This is a genomic window from Photobacterium piscicola (genome assembly GCF_046058925.1).
GTDB lineage: Bacteria > Pseudomonadota > Gammaproteobacteria > Enterobacterales > Vibrionaceae > Photobacterium > Photobacterium piscicola.
In genome coordinates, this window is record NZ_CP175535.1 from 121179 (window position 1) to 141978 (window position 20800).

A 20800-nucleotide genomic window follows, 5' to 3' on the forward strand; every position below is an offset into this window, starting at 1 on the left:
ATCTTCTTCTAGTTTACTTAATATTGAACAATCATTCAAAAAACTCTTGAATGATTGTTCAAACAGGTCTAACTTGAATGAGCATTCAAATAAGAGATAACAATCATGCTCGACACTCTATTTCACCCAGTTGTACTTAACGATACGCTAACACTCAATAACCGTATTATCATGGCACCATTAACCCGTTGTATGGCTGACGACGATTTAGTCCCAACCCAAGCAATGATCGACTATTACGCACGCCGCGCTGATACTGGGCTTATTATCTCAGAAGCTATTTTAATTCGTGCTGATGGTCAAGGTTATCCACATACGCCAGGGTTATTTACACCAGAACAAATTGATGGCTGGCATAAAGTAACAGATGCTGTGCATAACAATGGTGGTAAGATTTTTGCACAATTGTGGCATACAGGTCGTGTAGCTCATCCGTTCTTTTTTAATGGTGAGTATGTACTTGCTCCTTCTGCGATAGCACTTGAAGGCACGTTACCAAGAATGCGGGAATTAACTTATACCGTTCCTAAGCCTGCAACGAAAACTGAAATTGAACAACTTATTGCCGATTTTAGTCAAGCCGCAGCTAATGCGATTGACGCTGGCTTTGATGGTGTAGAAATTCATGGCGCAAATGGCTATTTGATCGATCAATTTCTACATTTCAGCACCAACGAACGTGATGATGAATTTGGTGGCGCACCAGAGAATATGGCGCGCTTCCCACTCGCAGTTATTGATGCAATTAGCCAACGCATTGGTCGTGATCGTACCGGCTTACGTTTATCACCCGGCGGTTACTTCAATCTTGAAGGTGATAGCCGTGATCGTGCGGTGTTTGACTACTTATTACCTGAAGTTGAAAAGCGTTGTTTAGCGTATCTGCATGTTGGTATTTTTGATGACAGCATGAATTTTGAGTATCTTGACGGCAGCGCATCTCATTACATGCGAACACATTACAAAGGAACATTAATTGGTGTTGGTTGCTATACCCCACAAACAGGCAGTGATGCTATTGAAGCGGGAAAATTTGATTTATTAGCCATTGGTCGTCCATTAATTGCGAATCCTGACTATGTTAATAAAGTGCAATCAGGTCAAGCACTTACTCCTTATGACGACACTATGCTAGCTCAGCTAATTTAATGGTCTCTTTTACGCCTTAATACTGTGTTATTAAGGCGTTTATTTTGCTGTACTTCATTATTTAGTTTTAAATTACGAAAAATCATTGATTGCATTTGTATCGATAGACAAAAGCCCAGTTTAGCTCTTATGATAACAATAGATAAAATAATAATGATAGAAAATAATAATGAATATCAAACTGCAACAATCACATCAGAAAGTCCTATTAACGAGTTTATTTATTGTTACAAGTGGCTATGCTTCATATGCTAATGCTGATACTTCAGCCTCTTCAACATTAAATAATGCATTAAATTATACGAGTAGTAACAGCCTACTTTTAGAACAATATAAAGATAACTTTGTTTTACCTTTTTATTATACTCAATCTCCAAATTACAAAGAATATCAATCAATTATCCCTGAAGATGGTAAGCTTAGTAACTATAATGTCAACTTTCAAATCAGCTTAAAATACCGTTTATTCTCCGGCATTTTAACTGATAACGACCAGTTATATTTTGCTTACACACAACGTTCAAACTGGCAAGCCTACGCTTCATCTGCATTTTTTAGAGATACAGAATATGAACCGTCGGTTTTCTGGACTTTTCCAACCCAAACGACCTATAGCGATGGTCTACATTATGCAGGCAGTACACTCGGTTTAGTTCACCAATCTAATGGTCGTGGTGGTGAGCAAGAACGGAGTTGGAACCGTGCCTTTATTGATATGACTTTCAAAAAAGACGCTTTTACTTTTAGTGTTAAGCCTTGGGTACGACTTGATTTTGGGGCTAAAGACTATAACAAAGACATCAATAACTACCTTGGTTATGGCCGAGTTAGCATGAATTGGAATATTGATGGTAAAAGTATGATCACATTTACAGTACGCAATGCACTAGAAAGTGGTTTCTCTCGTGGTTATGAAAAAGTGACGTTAAATTTCCCTATTTATAAACGTTTGCGTGGTTATTTAATATTTGAAAGTGGTTATGGTATATCTATTTCAGACTATAATCATTACGACAATGCTGGCGGTATTGGTTTTTCATTCTAATTAATCAATGAAACTTATTTTATCTCTAGTGTTTAGTAGCATATAAACCATACGCATAAAACAACTAGAGATAAAAACAAATTTCTATCAATATATTACTTATCCTGTTACTTAAAATATAATAAAACAATATTTCATTTCTTATTTTGTGGTTATTTCTTTACTAGTCGAATATTATATGTTTTTAATAGCATTACTATATATAGAGATATTTATTCCACCAACAAATATTACTATTGAAATAATTTATTGATAGAATGGTCCTGTGAATATTAATCAATCAACATACTTATCTGTACTTATTCACATGCTATCGTCATCTCCTTATCCTGCTGGGTTAAAAACGAAAGATGGTATTTTTGAATATGCCAATGATGCCTATCGTAACCTTGTTAATGCCCCACTTGAAATGAAGGGATTAAAGGATAGTGACTTACCATGTGATACCGCTGCATTTAGCGACGTTTTTATTGAGCAAGATAAATTATCATTGACGCACAATAAAACCATAATAACGATAGATGTGCACAACTACGCTAATGGTGTTGATGCATATATATTTACCAAACAACCCGTGATTATTAATGGTGTTCCTTGGGGGGTTCAATTTACAGCAAATAAAGTAAGAGATTTAATAAATATGACGTCGTTTGTTGAGGTTATTGCTACTGATAAATCTCATTTATCTTTCCATACAACGCGGCCTTTAGCACCACAATTAACGTCATCTCAAGAAATTGTCTTATTTTGGTTATTACGTGGACGACAAACAAAACAAATAGCACAACTTATTCATCGAACGCCCAAAGCTGTTGAAAAACAAATAGCCAATTTAATCTCTCGATTTTCTGACTATGGTATTTCCAGTCGTGCAGGATTAATAGAATATGCACGTGGGAATGGTTGGTTATCATTAATACCAACACAATTATTTAAAATCCCCATGTCTCTTATTATCAACCATGATGATCAAAGCGATTAAGTTCACAAAAACTACCGTAACTTAAGCAAAGGATTGTTTAGTTACATTAATCTGCACTTATAATCTCACCAATTTTCTCGCTGCTTATCATTGGTCATTTATGCGTATAAAAATCAGTTTAATAACAACGTTACTTCTTATTGCTGGATGTGGTTCATCATCATCAGTTACCCCCCATTCTCAAGCGAGCTTAATCATTAAAAATGGTCAAGTCATCACCATGAATGGCCAAAAACAACTGATTGAAAATGGTGTGGTCGTTATCAATAACGACACCATTGTAGCCGTTGGTGATCAATCATTATTATCTCAATATACCGCTATTCGTATCATTGATGCACAAAACGGGATTGTAATGCCGGGAATGGTTAATACTCATAACCATTTACCAATGATTGCTTTTCGAGGCTTAGGTGAAGAAGGCATTGAAAATCGATTATTTGCTTATTTCTTTCCTCTTGAAGGTAAAAAACTCAGTCGAGACCTCATTTATCAAGCCACTCGTCTTGGCGCAGTTGATCTAGCACAAAGCGGTGTCACAACTTTTGCTGACATGTACTACCATGTTGATGAAATGGCCAAAGCAACCAAGGAAGTCGGCCTACGGGCAGTTTTAGGTGAAACTGTGATCAAATTCCCTGTGGTGGATGCAAAACAACCCTATGGCGGGCTTGAATACGCGCAGAAATTTATTGCTGAATACAAACAAGATCCCCTGATCACTCCAGCTTTTGCACCTCATGCGGCTTATACTGTTTCAAAGCAAAAATTACAGCAAATTAATGCACTCTCTAAGCAATTAGATGTTCCAGTATTAATCCATGTGGGTGAATTTGGTAATGAAGCTGCGCGTATTAATGACAATCCCAAACAACTTAGCCCAGTAGCATGGCTTAAAGACATCGGAGTGCTTGATCAACGAATGGTATTGGCTCATGCGATTCATGTTGACCAAACCGATCTCGATCTCATCAAACAATCAGGTGCAGGTATCGCTTATAACCCAATGGCAAACGCTAAAGGTGCGACAGGCATTGCACCTGCATGGAAAATGTATCAACAGCGCATTCCAATGGGGTTAGGGACTGATGGGCCAATGAGCTCTAACCAAGTTGATTTATGGCGCACACTGAGTTATGCCGCCAATATGCAACGTTTAAAACATAATGACCGTACTATTATGATCCCAGAGCAGGTAATTGAACTCGCAACCATAGGTGGTGCTCGTGCACTGCATATGGACGATAAAATTGGTTCACTCGAAGTGGGTAAAAAAGCCGATGTTATTATTGTTGAAACCCAATCGGCTAATATGATTCCCAATTACAATCCTTATGCCACCTTGGTTTATCAAGCCAATCCAAGCAATGTCACAACGACAATAGTCAATGGTAACCTTGTGATGGAACAGCGCCAAATGGTGAACGTCGATACAGCAGATATCACTCGTCATATTCGTGCTATCGAAGCGGATATTGCGACATTTGCTAAAGAGTTGTCAAAGAAAGCAATTACATCACCAAGTCTGATGAAATAAGCAGTATCCTCCCGACTCATTTATCCAAATACAGTATGTAAGTGACGCTGATCACTTACATACTCAACAATTTTTAATGCAACAATGAATCTGCTTTGTTTTAAATGAGAATAACCGCACCAGAAATAACGTAACTTTCGTTGTGCTTTTTATCTTTCCGTAAATCAATACGGTATGATAGCGGCTAATCAATGGTTAGCGGGTATTAAGACATGTATCACCAAACACTTAAAAAATATTTTGGCTTTGATTCTTTACGTTTAGGGCAAGAAGAAGTAATTACCCGCGTTCTTAGTGGTCATTCAGCTGCTGCTATATTTCCAACGGGATCTGGAAAATCATTATGTTATCAATTACCCGCGATTGAATTACCCCATCTTACGTTAGTCATTTCACCATTATTAGCCTTAATGAAAGATCAACTTGATTTTTTAGCTACGAAAGGGATTCCTGCCGCATCTATTGATTCCAGCCAAACATGGCAACAAACTCAGCAAGTCATGCAACAAATTCGTCAAGGCGAAATTAAAGTATTAATGATTTCAGTAGAACGTCTCAAAAACGAACGCTTTCGTCACTTTATTGGTCAAATTCCAATTTCATTATTAGTCGTCGATGAAGCACACTGTATTTCAGAATGGGGCCACAATTTCCGTCCCGACTACCTGAAATTGCCACACTACCAACAGGCCTTAAACATTCCTCAAGTGTTATTACTTACTGCAACAGCAACCCCTGCCGTAATTCAAGATATGCAGGACAAATTTGCCATTGCTAAAGATAATATTATTGTGACGGGTTTTTACCGAAATAACCTTGATTTAACCGTATTAGCGGCAGACGAAGACGAGAAAATAGATACCCTTAAACATCAACTTTCTCAACGTAATAATGAACCTTCTATTGTCTATGTCACCTTACAACACACAGCAGAGCAAGTGGCTGATGCGCTTACTCGTAGTCACTTTCCAGCCCAAGCCTACCATGCGGGAATGGATTCAGATCGCCGCCATAGCATTCAACAACAATTTATGAATGGGGAAATTAATTGTATTGTGGCAACCATTGCTTTTGGTATGGGGATTGATAAGTCCAATATTCGTCAAGTGATTCATTTTGATTTACCCAAATCAATTGAGAATTACAGCCAAGAAATTGGTCGAGCAGGACGTGATGGTGAAGTGTCACAATGTACTGTTATCGCGAATAAATCAGGGCTCAATGTTTTAGAAAACTTTGTCTTTGGGGATACGCCAGATCGCAGTGCTATTGCGTATATTCTGCGTGAAATACAAGCCCAAGATCAACAATGGGAAATCATGAGTGGCCGTTTGTCTAAAGACAGTAATATTCGTTTATTGCCACTTAAAACATTATTAGTCTATCTTGAAATCCGCCAAATTATTGAACCGATGTTTACTTATTTCGCAGATTATCGTTACAAAATGAATATTTCTCAGTATGAAATAGCCCAACGCTTTCAAGGTGAGCGCCGACAATTTATTGAAACAATTTTTGCGTGTTCGCCTAAAGCGCGAGTATGGCATACATTGGATATGGATGCGTTATGGCAAGGCTATCAAGTCGATAGAAAGCGAGTGGTGGCAGCCATTGACTATTTAAACGAACAAGGTTGGATCACCCTTGAAAGTAAACAAATGACCGATGTGTATCGCATAAATCAACACCATTTTGATATTGAGGTAGAAACAGAAGCCCTTTACCAATTATTTCAGCAAAAAGAGCACAGTGAAATTAATCGTATTGAAAATATGATTGCCTTTTTTGAAAGTAAAAGTTGTTTAAGTCATAAACTAGCCAGCTATTTCGCCGATCATCATGCACCAAAACAATGCGGTCATTGTTCTGTTTGCCGAGGTAAAACCATCACCTTACCAGCATTACCAACACTACCAGAGATTACCGATCAACAAATAACAATGTGGGCTGATAGCTTTATTCAACGAAATGACAGTGCGCCATCTATGGCAGCCATCACTCGTTTTTTACATGGCATGAGCACGCCTCTCAATAGTAAAATAAAAGCAAAACAGCTTGAAGGATTTGGCGTATTAGAAGCTTATCCATTTCAACAAACTTTCGATCATATTTGCCGCTTATACCATGGCAACTGTTGAATAAATAGCCATTAATTTATTTGGTTTGATGCTTTAATAGCTAAAAACTGACTTTTCATATTAATCAATGGCGATCTGGCTCGCATCGCTTTAAAATACAAAAACTAACTAATAGGAAGTAAAGTTATGACTACAGAAAAAGAACAATACCAACCTTGTGATGCTTGTGGTGTTTCAGCAGAAATGGGCTTTATGATCAAAGAACATGATGATGTTGCCGATGTGCATGTATTTGCAAATGGTAAAAAAGCATTAGAATTAGAACTTGCGAACTACCTAACGCTAGCAAAACAAGTTAATGCTAACTTTAAAGTAGAAACAACGCCTGTTGATGAAACAAGTACAGAATTAACAGCACGCATCCAATTTGAATGCAGTGCTGAAAAGTTAATTTTTGAACTTAAAAGCCGCTCTCTAGCGAAATAATTTATCAAATAGGCAACTTGCCACCTTGATAATCAATGAAGCCAGTAAACAGTCGTATGATGTTATTACTACAGCATACAATCTGATACTGGCTTTATTATTTATTCTCTACTGATGTTACAGGCAACGATTGGCGTACCACCCATTTTAATGGTCCGTTTAGCTCAACCTCTTGTGCAGGGCGACATTCCAATACAATATTATCGGTGGTGATAATAGCCCCGAGTGAGTACCCTTTTCCAGCATATAAACAATGACGTTGCGGTAATGTATTTAGCTGAAGTTCAGTAACAGGTTGAATGACTGGCATATTATCAGTGCTATATTGCTTAGCATGACCCATCGTAATAAAACTACTACATCCAATAATCACCAACCATTTCAGCCTAAAAAAATACATACGCAATCCTTCTATGCAACTATTTATACCCGCTACTCATTACAATCATTCACACGAAAGCTCGATTAATACTCAATGGCACGGGGTAATAATTTTGCTTGTTTAACCCAATCTTCTACCGCAGAAAGTGATGGCAGTTGGCGAACTAACGCTTTAGCCTCATTCACCTCAACCATTTTAGTATGTAAATTATCAGCATTTCGTTGTGCCAGTTCAGGCACAGTATCAACCCCTGATGATTCTAATAAATCAGCATACTGAGTACTGATCCCTTTAATACGTGATAAATCAGCACGATTAAGCCATTTTAAAATAAGTTTACCGCTGATTGCTGTTTTTTCAGCTAATATTTTACGACCACTGGGTTTTGCGCCTAACACTAACAGCTGTTCAATGGTGGTTACATCTATCGTGGCTAACTTTGCTGCGTAAGTTTCACCAATTCCTTCCACACTAACAAGCTTTGTCATAATGGTTCCTACTCTTTTTTAGTTATACCTATTTGAAAAATATAGCCAATAAAACTAAAAATACCGCATCACCTGTCAACAAAAAGCAATCTAAATCAAATTAATTAAAAGAAAACTATTACTATCATAATGTTAATAAATAACAGATAAAAAAAAGCCCAGAATAATCTGGGCTTCAAAAATAATGATGCGATTAAGATTCAGAAAGTGGTAAGACTTGCTTCACGTAATCACCTGGCGCTACATATAATGGCGCGTATGTTTCGCTACCAATTGCTCGTGGTGATACTTGCTCAGCAGGGCTAAATTCTGTTAGCCAGCCATTCCAGTGTCTCCACCAAGAACCGTCTTCACGCTTTGCTCCTGCTAGCCAAACTTCGGCATTTTCTTCGTTGCTATCATTAACCCAGAAGCCATATTTATTCTTCTGAGGATGGTTAACAATACCTGCAATATGGCCAGACTCACCTAATACAAATGTTGATTTACCACCTAATTGCTTAGCACCACGGTATGTACCTTGCCATAAAGCAATATGATCTTCTTGTGTAGAGATAAAGTATGTAGGCACTTTAATCTTACTGAGATCAATATACACACCACCAACTTTATAACCTTTGTTTTCGACTAATTTATTATCTAAATAGAATTGACGTAGTAGAGTATTGTGGCATTTAGCCGCAACGTTAGTACTATCACCATTCCAATAAAGTAAATCAAAATCAATTAAGCTATTGCCTTTCAAATAGTTATTAACGTAATAGTTCCAGTACAAACTATTTTCACGTAATAAACTGAAAGTCACACTTAGCGAACGTCCATCCATATAACCATTTGCATTATTTTGAGCTTCAATCGCCGTAATAATTGGATCATTGATATAAGCACCAATTTCACCAGGCTGAGAGAAATCTAATAATGTAGTAAAGAATGTCGCTGATTTAATACGATTACGCATTCGCTTCGCAGCATAATATGCTAGTGTGATTGCCAATAACGTTCCACCAATACAATAACCAACAGTATTGATGTGTTTTTGGCCGGTAATATCTTCTACCGCATCAACCGCTTTAACGACACCATCTAAGACATAATTATCAAAATCAATATCTTTCATTGATGCATCTGGATTACGCCAAGACATCATAAATACGGTATGGCCTTGCTCAAGAAGCCAGCGAACCATTGAATTATGATCACGCAAATCAAGGATATAGTATTTATTAATAAATGGCGGCACTATCAACAATGGTGTTTTATGTACAGCTTCAGTTAATGGTTTATATTGAATTAACTCAAATAATTCATTTTTAAAAACCACTTCACCTTCAGTTTTGGCAATAGTTACGCCAAGTTCAAATGCACTATCATTCGTCATTCGAATTTTTAGTACATCAGCGCTGCTCTGTAAATCTTCTTGTAACAGTTCCATCCCTTTAATCAAATTCTCACCGTTTGTTTCAACAGTCAATTTGGCTAATTCAGGATTGGTTGTTACAAAATTAGTTGGTGACAGTGCGTTGATGGCTTGACGAGAGAAATAGCCTAAGCGTTCTTTCGCTTTATCATCGACACCTTCAATTGAATCAATTGTTTCACGCATTGTATTACTGAATAGTAAATATGATTGCTTAATATAATTATAAAAAGCTTCATTTTCCCATGCAGGATCGCTAAAACGTTTGTCATCTTTTGCTGGCTTAATAAAGGCGCTTTCTGCTGTCGTATTACCGATTGCAACATTCTGCCAAATCTTAACTTGATTTTCCCACCAATCCATTTGGACTTTAGCTAAAGCACCGGGCTGAGCTGCTGCTTTTCCAAAAAATTCAGTGGCATCTTCCAAGTTAACATCATTAAGTGCTTTAGTTACTGGGGTATTCATGGCTGCCTTGCCGGAGTCTAACTCCTTCCACCATAACTGGTTCATATCTTGGAGCTTGGCAAAGTAGTCCGAAAAGAAGTGATTGTTCATAACAAAAACCCTGTACTTGGACTAAGTAATCAGCCATATAATCATCTTATATGGCTGATTGGTATAAGTATCAGATAATCAGACTGCTATTAATGCAGCCTGATTTACCGTTACTTAAATGGCAGGTGTTGCTTGTTTAACGTTGTCAGCAACAAACTCTTCAACTTCTGTTTTAAAGCTTTGCGCTACAGAAGAGAACTTATTGCTATCGTCTAAAAGCTGCTGAGAAAGCTTAGTTAGTGTCTCAAGCTGTTGGCTATTAAATGCTGTTAGCGATTGAATATCTTTTACTTCGCTAACAGCTTTAAGTTGCTTCAGACCAAGATCGCTGTAAGCGCGAACAGCTGACAATTGAAGCTCAGTTAGTTGCTCAACATTTTTAGCAAATACTTTGTTGAATTTTGCGTATGGTGCTAGTGTTTTTTCTGTTTGCTCAGAAAAAGATTTAAACATTTCCGTATACATAGAACATTCCTCATTGATAGTAATAAAGTGTGACTCTATAAGCAGTATCACACTGATTGTATTAGTTTATTTACTTACACACGTTTTAAAATAACTGCAGTACCCATGCCACCACCGACACATAATGTTGCCATGCCGTATTTATCATCACGACGACACATTTCATGCAGTAAGCTAACAAGAATACGGCTACCAGATGCACCAAGAGGGTGACCTAGTGCAATTGCACCACCATTTACGTTCGCACGCTCAACTAAATCTTCCACTTTAGTGCCAGTTTCTTTAGCAACTTCGTGGAATACGCCTAATGCTTGACCAGCAAAGGCTTCATTAAATTCAAGAAGATCAATATCTTCAATTGAAAGATTTGCTTTTTCTAATGCTTTAAGTACTGCAGGAACCGGACCTAAACCCATAATTTCGGGCGCAACACCCGCTTGGGCGTAGCTTTCAACTTCAGCTAATGGTGTTAAGTTATATTTAGCTACAGCAGCTTCAGATGCCACAATAATTGCACTGGCACCATCATTAATACCAGACGCATTACCTGCTGTTACTGAACCATCACGGTTAAAAGCAGGACGTAATTTAGCCAGATCTTCAATCGTAGCATTTGCTTTTGGATATTCATCAGTATCAACAACAATAGTCTCACGACGGCTAACCACTTCTACAGGGCAGATTTCAGCAACAAAACGTCCTTGTTCAATAGCAGCAACGGCCTTTTGCTGACTCGCGAGTGCAAAGTTATCTTGCTGCTCACGCGTTAAACCAACTTTAGCAACCACATTTTCAGCCGTTACACCCATATGGTAATTATTGAAAACATCCGTTAAACCGTCAGCAATCAAAAGATCTGTTAGCTCAAGGTTACCCATTTTTTGTCCATCACGAATCTTGGCTGATGCACAAAATGGAATTTGTGACATATTTTCAGCACCCGCAGCAACCACTAGGTCGGCATCACCCGCTTTGATATGTGCAGCAGCATCCATCAATGCTTTCATGCCACTACCACAAACCATATTAAGTGAGTACGCTGGCACTTCATTGGGTAAGCCCGCATAAATAGCAGCTTGACGACCAGGTCCCATACCTTGACCTGCTCCAACGACGTTACCTAAAATAACTTCATCAATCGCATCAACAGGAACATTGATTTGCGCTAATGCACCTTTAATTGCAACCGCACCAAGTTGTGCTGCAGAAACTGATTTTAACGCACCATTAAAACTACCGATTGGGGTACGTTTTGCGGCAACAATGTATACCTTAGCCATATTTTGCATCCTTTCTATAATATGATTTATTATTTTGTCTTTGTTATAACAGGCACTATTAGTGCATGTATAAACCGCCATTTACTGACAATGTTTCGCCAGTAATATATGCCGCTGCATCACTTGCTAAAAAGACAACCGCTGCCGCAACTTCTTGAGGTTGCGCTAAGCGTTTCATTGGAATTTCTGCTTTAATTGATTCAAGTACTTCAGGTTTAATTGCTTCTACCATTGCTGTGCCTGTATACCCAGGAGCAATCGCATTCACAGTAACACCAGCACGTGCACCTTCAGCCGCTAGCGCTTTAGTAAAACCAATCATGCCAGCTTTAGCTGCTGAGTAATTTGTTTGACCAAACTGGCCTTTAAGACCATTAACAGAGGTAATGTTAATAATGCGCGCATTACCGTGTTGGCACATAGAATCAAACAAAGGTTGAGTCACATTGAATAAGCTGTTGAGGTTAGTGTTGATCACTTCATTCCATTGTTCAGCGGTCATACGCTTAAACGTGGTATCTTTTGTGATGCCCGCATTATTAACTAACACATCAAGATGACCTTCTTGTTCTAATAATGCAGTGAGTGATTCTTTACAGAAAGCAGTATCAGTTACATCTAATGGAAATAATTTCACTGACTCATTGGAGTAATTATTTTCTTTAAACCACTCTTTAGCTGACTGTTCACTTTTAGGGTGATGAGCCGCTATAACACGAAAGCCAGCATCAACTAAGGCCTGAGTAATTGAAGATCCAATACCGCCTTTAGCGCCAGTCACTAATGCTACTTTTTTCATTTCTAAGGCTCCTTCCTTTGATCTTATCGTATTTATTTAAATGATTTTTTAAGCATGCTGTCAGTCACGTGCAATTACATTTTGTTATCATTGTTTTAATAACAAATTTAATATAACACTCGTTAACTACAAACATATTGCATATGCCAAATATAACAACACAGATGCATATCCATAGCAAGCAAAGGAGTTAACATTTTTCACACCACAAACTCTCTTTATTAACAATTAAATCAGTAGTGAGTAATTTCAATACTTTCATTAACATTAAAAATATCTATAAAACACATATAAAACCCCAACAAACAGCTAATTTTCAAAAGGTTGAGGGGATATCAAAAAATCATCAAACACCACATTGTTAAATAAATGTTAATTAAATTTTCAATGACCAAGGCTCAATAAACAATGGTGGTCAGATGACATTTTTAGAAGGTAACGATTGCTATTTTTTTATTATTGTCATAAATGTTACAAAAAGGTCACAAAATTACAGTTTATGAACTAAGTGTTAAATTTATAAAAATTGTCGAAATATGATTAATCATGCGCATTATTTGTTTAACACCTCGCTTTTTATAATTATATAATTCATCAATAACAGAATTAAGTCTGAACTTTATCCTGTTTTAGTAGTCCGAGAAAAAACTGTTTCATCGTCAGTATTTTGAATACCAAAGGAAATATTTGTATGCTCGCTAGTACATTCAAACGTCTAAATGATTACCTTCAAAGTCAGGTTATCGGCCAGCCTAATTTAGTAAAACAGCTTTTAATTGCTTTACTCGCCGACGGTCATATTCTTGTTGAAGGTCCCCCAGGATTGGCAAAGACTCGTGCAGTAAAAGTATTGTCAGATTGTATTGAAGGTGACTTCCATCGCATCCAATTCACGCCTGACTTATTACCTTCAGATTTAACTGGCACTGACATTTTTCGTCCTGAAACAGCTGAATTTACCTTTCAACCAGGCCCTATTTTCAATTCATTAGTGCTTGCTGATGAAATTAACCGGGCGCCAGCCAAAGTGCAGGCAGCAATGCTAGAAGCGATGGCTGAAAAACAAATTACAGCGGGTCGCAACACTTATCCTCTACCCGAATTATTTTTGGTGATGGCAACACAAAACCCAATCGAGCAAGAAGGAACGTACCCACTACCAGAAGCACAACTAGATCGCTTTCTACTACAACTAAATGTTGATTACCCTAATGCAGAAAGTGAACTTGAAATTCTTCGCCTTAATCGTGGCGAAGCGTTGGGTATAGAAAAAACAGAACCGGTTCGAATTAGCCAAAATGATATTTTTGCAGCACGAAAAGAAATCTTAAATATCCATATGGCAGATGATGTTGAGCACTATATTATTCGTTTAGTGATGGCGACACGTGAACCACATCGCTTTAGTGAGCAGCTACAGGCATGGCTACAAATGGGCGTCAGTCCACGTGCAACCTTGGCTCTCGATCGCTGTGCGCGTGCTCATGCTTGGCTTTGTGGTCGTGATTTCGTCACACCAGAAGATGTTCAAACAATGGCTTATCCCGTATTACGCCATCGTTTACTGCTAAGCTATGAAGCACAAGCAGAAGGTATTGCAGCAGATCGTGTTGTTGAAACACTTATTTCGCAGGTTGCTAGCTTATGAAAACTACACACATCAACGTAGCGCTGCCACCCCATAGCGATGGCGTCAATGTGTGTCTAGCAGAGCTACTGCAATATAAAAATCAAGCGGTAAGATGGCTGGCACCTGCCAAAAGTATTTGGTCACAACTCAATGGCCACCATCAAAGCCGTCATAAAGGGCGTGGCATGAACTTCTCTGAAGTACGCCCTTACCAAGCGGGTGATGATATTCGTTCTATTGACTGGCGAGTAACTGCGCGTACAGGAAAAACACACACCAAGTTATTTACTGAAGAACGCGAACAGCCGATTATGCTATTTATAGACCTCAGCAATAGCATGCAATTTGGCTCACAATTACTCCTCAAATCAGTACAAGCTGCACATTTTGCGAGTTTATTAAGCTGGCTCGCTATTGATGAACAAGATCGTATTGGCGCTATTATTTACGATAGAATTAACACAATAGAATGTAAACCTACAGCGCGCCAACGTGGGCCTTTGCAAATTATTAACGCATTAATTTCAGCCCAACATGATGCCTTACAAGCAGGAAACAGCACTAAGCATGATGGTTTTTCAACTGCACTTAAACGGTTACATTATCTCTGCCCTAAAGGCAGTGAGATTATTATTATCAGTGATTTTTATACGTTAAAAGCCACTGACAAACGACGTTTAAGCCAACTTCGACAGCATAATCGTATCCAATTTGTTCAAATTCATGATCCACTCGAACAAGGACAAACACAATTCCGTGGCTATGAGCATGTTACTGATAATCAACAATCAGCATGGCTGGATTTCTCCGCTAAAAAAACACGAGACTCACTCAGTCAACAATATCAAACCCATCAGTATTTTATTCATGAAATGGCGACATCACTTGCTATACCATTACATACTCTCTCAGCGGCACAACCGCTATTGCAGCAGCTTGGCGCTCATTCTCAAGGAATAAGGTAATGACACAACTTACCCCCCCAGCATTACCATTGGCGGATATTCATCTTCACACCGAGCCGAGCTTTTGGCCTCTTGCTTGGGGATGGTGGGCAGTAATTATTGTCAGCCTTATTCTTATAAGCCTCGTAAGTTATCGCTTTCGATCTCGCCATCATCATCTTGCCGCGAAAAAAGAAGCACTCAGCATCTTAAAAACCTATCGCTTTGATGATGGTGTTACAGCAGTTAATACACTGCTAAAACAAGCCGCATTAAGCTATTTTCCACGAACAGTTATTGCTCCTTTAACGGGAATGCAATGGCTCACCTTTCTTGATCAACAGTTACCACTTAAATACCGTGGTTTTGTTGATCAACAATCATCGTGGCAGCAAGGGCTTTTTTCCTCGACACCATTAACAGAACCGCAATTTAATGATTGCCAGCAGCAGGCATTACTGTGGCTACAACATGCCTTGCCCGCGAAATCCAATGATCATAGTAATACCTCAATGATGATCACTAAGGAGTCATCCAATGTTTGAATTTGTATGGCTATGGGCATGGGCCTTATTGCCATTAGCTTGGCTAGTTTATCGATTCAGTAAACCCGTTGCACAACCTGCGGCCATCCATTTACCTCAGTTACCGCAAGGCGTTGGCCAAAAACAGCCCAGTTCTATTATTCGAAAACTATTAATGACCTTAGTATGGGTAAGCCTTGTGTGTGCGATAGCCCGACCAGTATGGTATGGCGACCCAATAGAAATTAAACCAGAACACCGAGATATGCTACTGGCTGTCGATCTTTCAGGATCAATGGCGATCCCTGATATGGTAACGAAAGATGGTCAAAGTATTGATCGACTCACAGCAGTTAAACATGTATTGGCTGATTTTATTGCTAAACGAAAAGGTGATCGTATTGGACTGGTCGTCTTTGCTGATCATGGCTACTTACAAACACCATTAACCTTTGATCGCAAAACCGTTGAACAACAACTTAATCGCACCGTACTGGGATTAATTGGCCAAAGTACTGCAATTGGTGAAGGGCTAGGGGTTGCAACAAAAACCTTTATCGACAGTAAAGCACCACAGCGGGTCATTATTTTACTCAGCGATGGTGGCAATACGTCAGGTGTTATCGATCCGATTGAAGCGGCTAAACTGGCACAAGAAAGCCATGTTAAAATTTATACCGTCGGTGTTGGTGCTGATAAAATGATCCAAAAAGGCTTCTTTGGCGATCGTGTTGTCAATCCGTCATCTGATCTGGATGAAAAAACATTAAGTAAGATTGCCGCAATGACGGGTGGTGAATATTTCCGTGCGCGAAATCCACAACAGTTAGAAAAAATTTACGATGTGATCAATAAACTTCAACCCGTTAATAATGCTCAACAAACGTGGCGACCACGTGATGAGCTATTCCGTTATCCATTAGCGTTAGCATTGCTTTTATCCGTTATCATCGCTTTCATGAGGAAACGTCATGGCTGATTTTACCTTTATGCACCCATTGTGGTTTGCTGCATTCATTCCCTTGATCATTGTTCTGCCATGGTTAAAAGGTAAAGCGCAGCATTCAGGCTTAATTGCACCCCACCTTGCGCAAAAATTGGGTTTAACACAACAACAGCCAAAAATATGGCCTATAGCTTTATTAGCATTAGGTTGGCTTATTGCGGTTGTTGCTATGGCAGGACCTAGCTGGCAAAAAGTAAAACTGCCAGCTTATAACCTTAGTGGCGCACGAGTGCTCGTGATGAATATGTCACAATCAATGTATGCCACGGATATAAAACCTAATCGCTTAACCCAAGAAAGATTTAAAGCTTTAGATATGTTACCGAGCTGGAAAGAAGGCAGCACGGGTTTAGTCGCTTTTGCGGGCGATGGCTATGAAGTTAGCCCACTCACCACTGACAGCAGTACATTACGTAATTTAATTCCAAGCTTATCACCCGATGTTATGCCTATTGCGGGAAATAATGCTGCCACAGGTATTGCTGAAGCGATCAGGCTACTGAAACAAGCGGGTCATAACACTGGTGATATTATTTTAATGACCGATGGAATGACAAAGGCTATCGCTAAGCAGGCATTAGCCGATCTCAAAGGTACTCACTATCGCGTTTCTATTCTGGCAATGGGAACCGTTGCAGGTGCTCCAATTCAACTTCCTGATGGCAGTTTATTATCAGAAAATGGCACACCGGTGATCAGTAAAATTGATATCAATACACTGATGTCAATTACTGACAGCACTGGAGGCATATTACAAATGGCACAAACAACCGATAATGATGTTAATGCTATTGCTAACTTCACAGCAAAACCATTAGATAATGGTAAAAAAGGCCATGAAAAAGAGCTGCAAGAACGTCTAAATGGCGGTTTCTGGTTAATTATTCCATTACTATTATTGGCGCTATTGGGCTTTCGTCGCGGTATTGTTTTAGCTGCAATGTTTATTATAGTGCCCATCGACCATGCTCAAGCAAGTCCATGGACAAACACTAACCGCCAAGCATATGAAACATTTACTGATGGTAATTATAAACAAGCAGCTCAAGATTTTACGTCACCACAATGGAAAGGCATTGCTGAATATAAAGCCAAGCAGTATGAACAAGCGATAGAGACATTAAAGCCGTTACAAGATCCAACCTCACAATATAATCTTGGTAATGCTTATGCTAAAAAAGGTGATTATAAACAAGCAGCTGCAACTTATGAAAAGCTGTTAAAACAACAACCTGACTTTGCTGATGCTAAAAAAAATCTAGCTATTGTTGAGCAAGCTGAAAAGCAGAAACAACAGCAAAAAAACAAGCAGGAAAACAAGCAGGAAAACAAGCAGGAAAACAAGCAACAATCAGGAGAAAAAGGTCAACAAGGTCAACAAGGTAATAAAGACCAACAGCAGCAACAAGGTCAGCAAGGCAATAAAGACCAACAGCAACAACAAGGTCAGCAAGGCAATAAAAACCAACAGCAGCAACAAGGTCAGCAAGGCAATAAAGACCAACAGCAGCAACAAGGTCAGCAAGGCAATAAAAACCAACAGCAGCAACAAGGTCAGCAAGGCAATAAAGACCAACAGCAACAACAAGGTCAGCAAGGCAATAAAGACCAACAGCAGCAACAAGGTCAGCAAGGTAATAAAGACCAGCAGCAACAACAAGGTCAGCAAGGCAATAAAGACCAACAGCAGCAACAAGGCAATAAAGACCAACAGCAGCAACAAGGCAATAAAGACCAACAGCAAAAAGCAAGAAAACAAGGGAAAGAAGGACAACAAGGGAAAGAAGGACAACAAGGACAGGCTGGAAAAGAAGAAAAACAACCGTCAATGAGTGCGGCAGAAAAGAAACAGCAAGCTGAACACAATGCAAAACAAGCACTAAGCCAACAGGCTCAACAGGCTCAACAGGCTCAACAGGCTCAACAGGCTCAACAGGCTCAACAGGCTCAACAGGCTCAACAGAAAAATAAGCAACAAAAACAAGATGGTAAAGTTCAGCAACCATCGGCGATAACGATGCAGCAAGGTAAACCAAATGGTGATCAGCAACAAGTACTTTCAGTTAGTAATCCTATATTGAAAAAACTTGAGCAAGTACCTAACGATACAGCGGAGTTAATTCGAGCCCAATTAATGTTGCAAGCACAGCAAAGAGCCGAGCAGCAACAAAGTAATAAATCATGGTAATAGAGAAAATGAACATGTCACTAAATCAAATAAATTGGGCTAAAAAATGCCGCTCTCCATGGTTATTACTTTTAACCATGTTTGTAGCATTCTTACCCCTGCAAGCAATGGCGGCACAAGCAGAAGCGACAGTATCGAAAAATGTTGTTGCTGTTAATCAAGTATTTCAATTGACCGTATCAGTTGATACTGCGATCAACCCTAACAGTGTCGACTTTAGTATATTAAGCCCTGACTTTGCTTATGGCCAACCCAGCGTCAGTAGCTCAACATCATTAATAAACGGCGCAATGTCACGCAATACTACTTGGACACTGGCCCTAGCTGCGAAAAAGGTTGGAACTGCGACTATACCGGCCTTTAAAATTGGTAGTTCTCAAACAACACCAATTACGATTAGTGTTCTAAAAGGCAGTCAAAAAAATAATACAGCGGTATCAAATCAAACCAATGTTCGAGTGACAGCTGAAATCGACAAAAATACACTTTATGTTGGTGAAAGTATTAATTACCGCGTGAAGATTGTAATCGGTGAGCAACTATCTCAAGCCTCATTGAGTGCACCATCAGGTGACGGCCTAGTAGTGTCACAAGTGGGTCAAGATGCTCAAAATAATATTGTCCAAAATGGCCGCCGTTATTTAGTCATCACTCGTAACTACCAACTGACAGCAGAAAAAGCGGGTAAGATCATTATTCACGGTTCGAAGTTCAGTGGTGATGCTGTACGTGGCGCAAATGGTTTTAGCTCAGGCATTACCGTTCCTGTAAATGAAGATGCTCGAGATATCACCATCAACATAAAGCCTAAACCAACAGATTACAAAGGGTTATGGTTACCAACCCCTGACTTACAGCTACAACAAACATGGCAGCCACAGGTTTCAAATAACAATGACGTAACCACTAAAGTTGGCGAACCCATCACCCGCACTATTACTTTGCGAATTAAAGATGTAGCTCAAAGTAATATGCCAAATGTAAACCTGACTTACCCTGAAACTGTACGTATTTATAATGAAAAACCTGAATATCGTACTGAGAATGGCTACAGTGTTATGACGTTAAAACAAGTCATCATTCCTCGTCAAACAGGCAAAGTAACACTACCATCGCTAACCATTAATTGGTGGAACACAACCACAGAAAAACAACAACGAAGTGAGATTAAAGGGTTAATTTTAAATGTTATTGCTGATCCAACCGCAAATAACCAATTTTCACCACCAGCAGCAATAACACCACCCGCAGCAACAATACATTCAACAAAAGCCATCACTACCGCGGGGATCTGGCCATGGACAACACTGATCTTTGCTCTATTGTGGTTAATTACTCTCGTATTATTCATTAAAAAGCGTCAGCAACCTGTTGTCACAACAACTGTAACAGCGGCACAAACAACAGATCTAATATCAATACTTGAAGCTGCCATTAACGCCAATGAGCCGATTAAAGTACAGACTTATTATCAACAATGGCGTCAACAGCAATACACAACATTGACAACTCAGCCACCGCTATTACAGCAACTTGATCATGAAGTACAAGCAATGATGGCAGCCCATTATTCAGCATCAAATAACAGCTGGAATAAGCAAACATTGTTAGCATTATTAAACCAAGCAAAGCAACTTACAGTAATAAAATGTACCTCTATGACCTTATCTAGCTTAGACCCTAAATAAGCGTCATTTAAAAATATGAGGCTATTTTAATAGCCTCTCTAAAACGCCTAATATTAATTACCACATAAGTGGAAATAATTAATTTTGGGCGTTTTGCTTTATGTAACTAAATGTAAAACAACACAACATTAGCAACTACCTTCATTAAAAATAT

18 protein-coding genes are annotated in these 20800 nt (G+C 38.9%); 12 read left to right on the forward strand and 6 right to left on the reverse strand.

All coding sequences use genetic code 11. The annotated features are described in order from the left end of the window. The first annotated feature begins 105 nt into the window (after window positions 1-105). The 6 genes from ACJZU6_RS15235 to ACJZU6_RS15260 all read left to right on the forward strand — a co-directional run bounded on the left by ACJZU6_RS15235 (window position 106) and on the right by ACJZU6_RS15260 (window position 7277). Window positions 106-1149, forward strand: a complete 1044-nt coding sequence (locus tag ACJZU6_RS15235; protein WP_080155629.1) for an alkene reductase — start codon at window positions 106-108, stop codon at window positions 1147-1149. A gap of 169 nt (window positions 1150-1318) precedes the next feature. Further along, complete coding sequence (locus tag ACJZU6_RS15240; RefSeq protein ID WP_080155628.1) at window positions 1319-2194, forward strand: phospholipase A; 876 nt, start codon at window positions 1319-1321, stop codon at window positions 2192-2194. Window positions 2195-2459: 265 nt separating this feature from the next. Further along, window positions 2460-3176: a LuxR family transcriptional regulator gene (locus ACJZU6_RS15245; RefSeq protein ID WP_408901307.1), complete on the forward strand. Its 717-nt coding sequence runs from the start codon at window positions 2460-2462 to the stop codon at window positions 3174-3176. A 100-nt stretch (window positions 3177-3276) separates the two neighbouring features. Then, window positions 3277-4713, forward strand: coding sequence for an amidohydrolase family protein (locus ACJZU6_RS15250; protein ID WP_408901308.1), 1437 nt, complete (start codon window positions 3277-3279; stop codon window positions 4711-4713). Between the two features lie 212 nt (window positions 4714-4925). Further along, complete coding sequence (locus ACJZU6_RS15255) at window positions 4926-6851, forward strand: RecQ family ATP-dependent DNA helicase (protein ID WP_327767449.1); 1926 nt, start codon at window positions 4926-4928, stop codon at window positions 6849-6851. A gap of 126 nt (window positions 6852-6977) precedes the next feature. Next, window positions 6978-7277 carry a DUF406 family protein gene (locus ACJZU6_RS15260; RefSeq protein WP_045037662.1) on the forward strand — a complete coding sequence of 100 codons (300 nt, stop codon included), beginning with the start codon at window positions 6978-6980 and terminating at the stop codon, window positions 7275-7277. Between the two features lie 97 nt (window positions 7278-7374). On the opposite strand, the gene ACJZU6_RS15265 is transcribed toward ACJZU6_RS15260, so the two are convergent. The 6 genes from ACJZU6_RS15265 to ACJZU6_RS15290 all read right to left on the reverse strand — a co-directional run bounded on the left by ACJZU6_RS15265 (window position 7375) and on the right by ACJZU6_RS15290 (window position 12666). Next, window positions 7375-7677, reverse strand: a complete 303-nt coding sequence (locus ACJZU6_RS15265) for a DUF1496 domain-containing protein (RefSeq protein WP_080155624.1) — start codon at window positions 7675-7677, stop codon at window positions 7375-7377. Between the two features lie 65 nt (window positions 7678-7742). Continuing rightward, window positions 7743-8147 carry a DUF4332 domain-containing protein gene (locus ACJZU6_RS15270; protein ID WP_080155623.1) on the reverse strand — a complete coding sequence of 135 codons (405 nt, stop codon included), beginning with the start codon at window positions 8145-8147 and terminating at the stop codon, window positions 7743-7745. A 193-nt stretch (window positions 8148-8340) separates the two neighbouring features. Beyond that, window positions 8341-10122, reverse strand: a complete 1782-nt coding sequence (gene phaC / locus ACJZU6_RS15275) for a class I poly(R)-hydroxyalkanoic acid synthase (RefSeq protein WP_408901309.1) — start codon at window positions 10120-10122, stop codon at window positions 8341-8343. Window positions 10123-10236: 114 nt separating this feature from the next. After that, complete coding sequence (locus ACJZU6_RS15280) at window positions 10237-10587, reverse strand: phasin family protein (protein WP_080155621.1); 351 nt, start codon at window positions 10585-10587, stop codon at window positions 10237-10239. 74 nt (window positions 10588-10661) lie between these two features. Continuing rightward, window positions 10662-11867, reverse strand: coding sequence for an acetyl-CoA C-acetyltransferase (locus ACJZU6_RS15285; RefSeq protein WP_080155620.1), 1206 nt, complete (start codon window positions 11865-11867; stop codon window positions 10662-10664). 58 nt (window positions 11868-11925) lie between these two features. Continuing rightward, the gene (locus tag ACJZU6_RS15290) at window positions 11926-12666 is read right to left on the reverse strand and encodes an SDR family oxidoreductase (RefSeq protein ID WP_080155619.1); all 741 of its coding nucleotides are present in this window, start codon (window positions 12664-12666) and stop codon (window positions 11926-11928) included. Window positions 12667-13357: 691 nt separating this feature from the next. Between ACJZU6_RS15290 and ACJZU6_RS15295 the strand changes: the two genes are divergently transcribed. From ACJZU6_RS15295 to ACJZU6_RS15320, 6 genes are read left to right on the forward strand one after another with little or no spacing between them, the layout of a single operon-like run. Then, complete coding sequence (locus ACJZU6_RS15295) at window positions 13358-14314, forward strand: MoxR family ATPase (RefSeq protein ID WP_327767442.1); 957 nt, start codon at window positions 13358-13360, stop codon at window positions 14312-14314. Then, window positions 14311-15261: a DUF58 domain-containing protein gene (locus tag ACJZU6_RS15300; protein ID WP_408901310.1), complete on the forward strand. Its 951-nt coding sequence runs from the start codon at window positions 14311-14313 to the stop codon at window positions 15259-15261. Before ACJZU6_RS15295 ends, ACJZU6_RS15300 begins: the two co-directional genes overlap by 4 nt. Continuing rightward, window positions 15261-15785 (forward strand): DUF4381 domain-containing protein, encoded by a 525-nt coding sequence (locus ACJZU6_RS15305; RefSeq protein ID WP_080155616.1) that lies wholly within the window; start codon window positions 15261-15263, stop codon window positions 15783-15785. Before ACJZU6_RS15300 ends, ACJZU6_RS15305 begins: the two co-directional genes overlap by 1 nt. Next, window positions 15778-16743 (forward strand): VWA domain-containing protein, encoded by a 966-nt coding sequence (locus tag ACJZU6_RS15310; RefSeq protein WP_327767438.1) that lies wholly within the window; start codon window positions 15778-15780, stop codon window positions 16741-16743. The genes ACJZU6_RS15305 and ACJZU6_RS15310 overlap by 8 nt, the downstream gene beginning before the upstream one ends. Then, window positions 16736-18958 carry a VWA domain-containing protein gene (locus ACJZU6_RS15315; RefSeq protein WP_408901311.1) on the forward strand — a complete coding sequence of 741 codons (2223 nt, stop codon included), beginning with the start codon at window positions 16736-16738 and terminating at the stop codon, window positions 18956-18958. The genes ACJZU6_RS15310 and ACJZU6_RS15315 overlap by 8 nt, the downstream gene beginning before the upstream one ends. 14 nt (window positions 18959-18972) lie before the next feature. Next, entirely contained in the window at window positions 18973-20646 is a 1674-nt protein-coding gene (locus ACJZU6_RS15320) for a BatD family protein (RefSeq protein WP_408901312.1), read from the forward strand. Window positions 20647-20800: the final 154 nt, after the last annotated feature.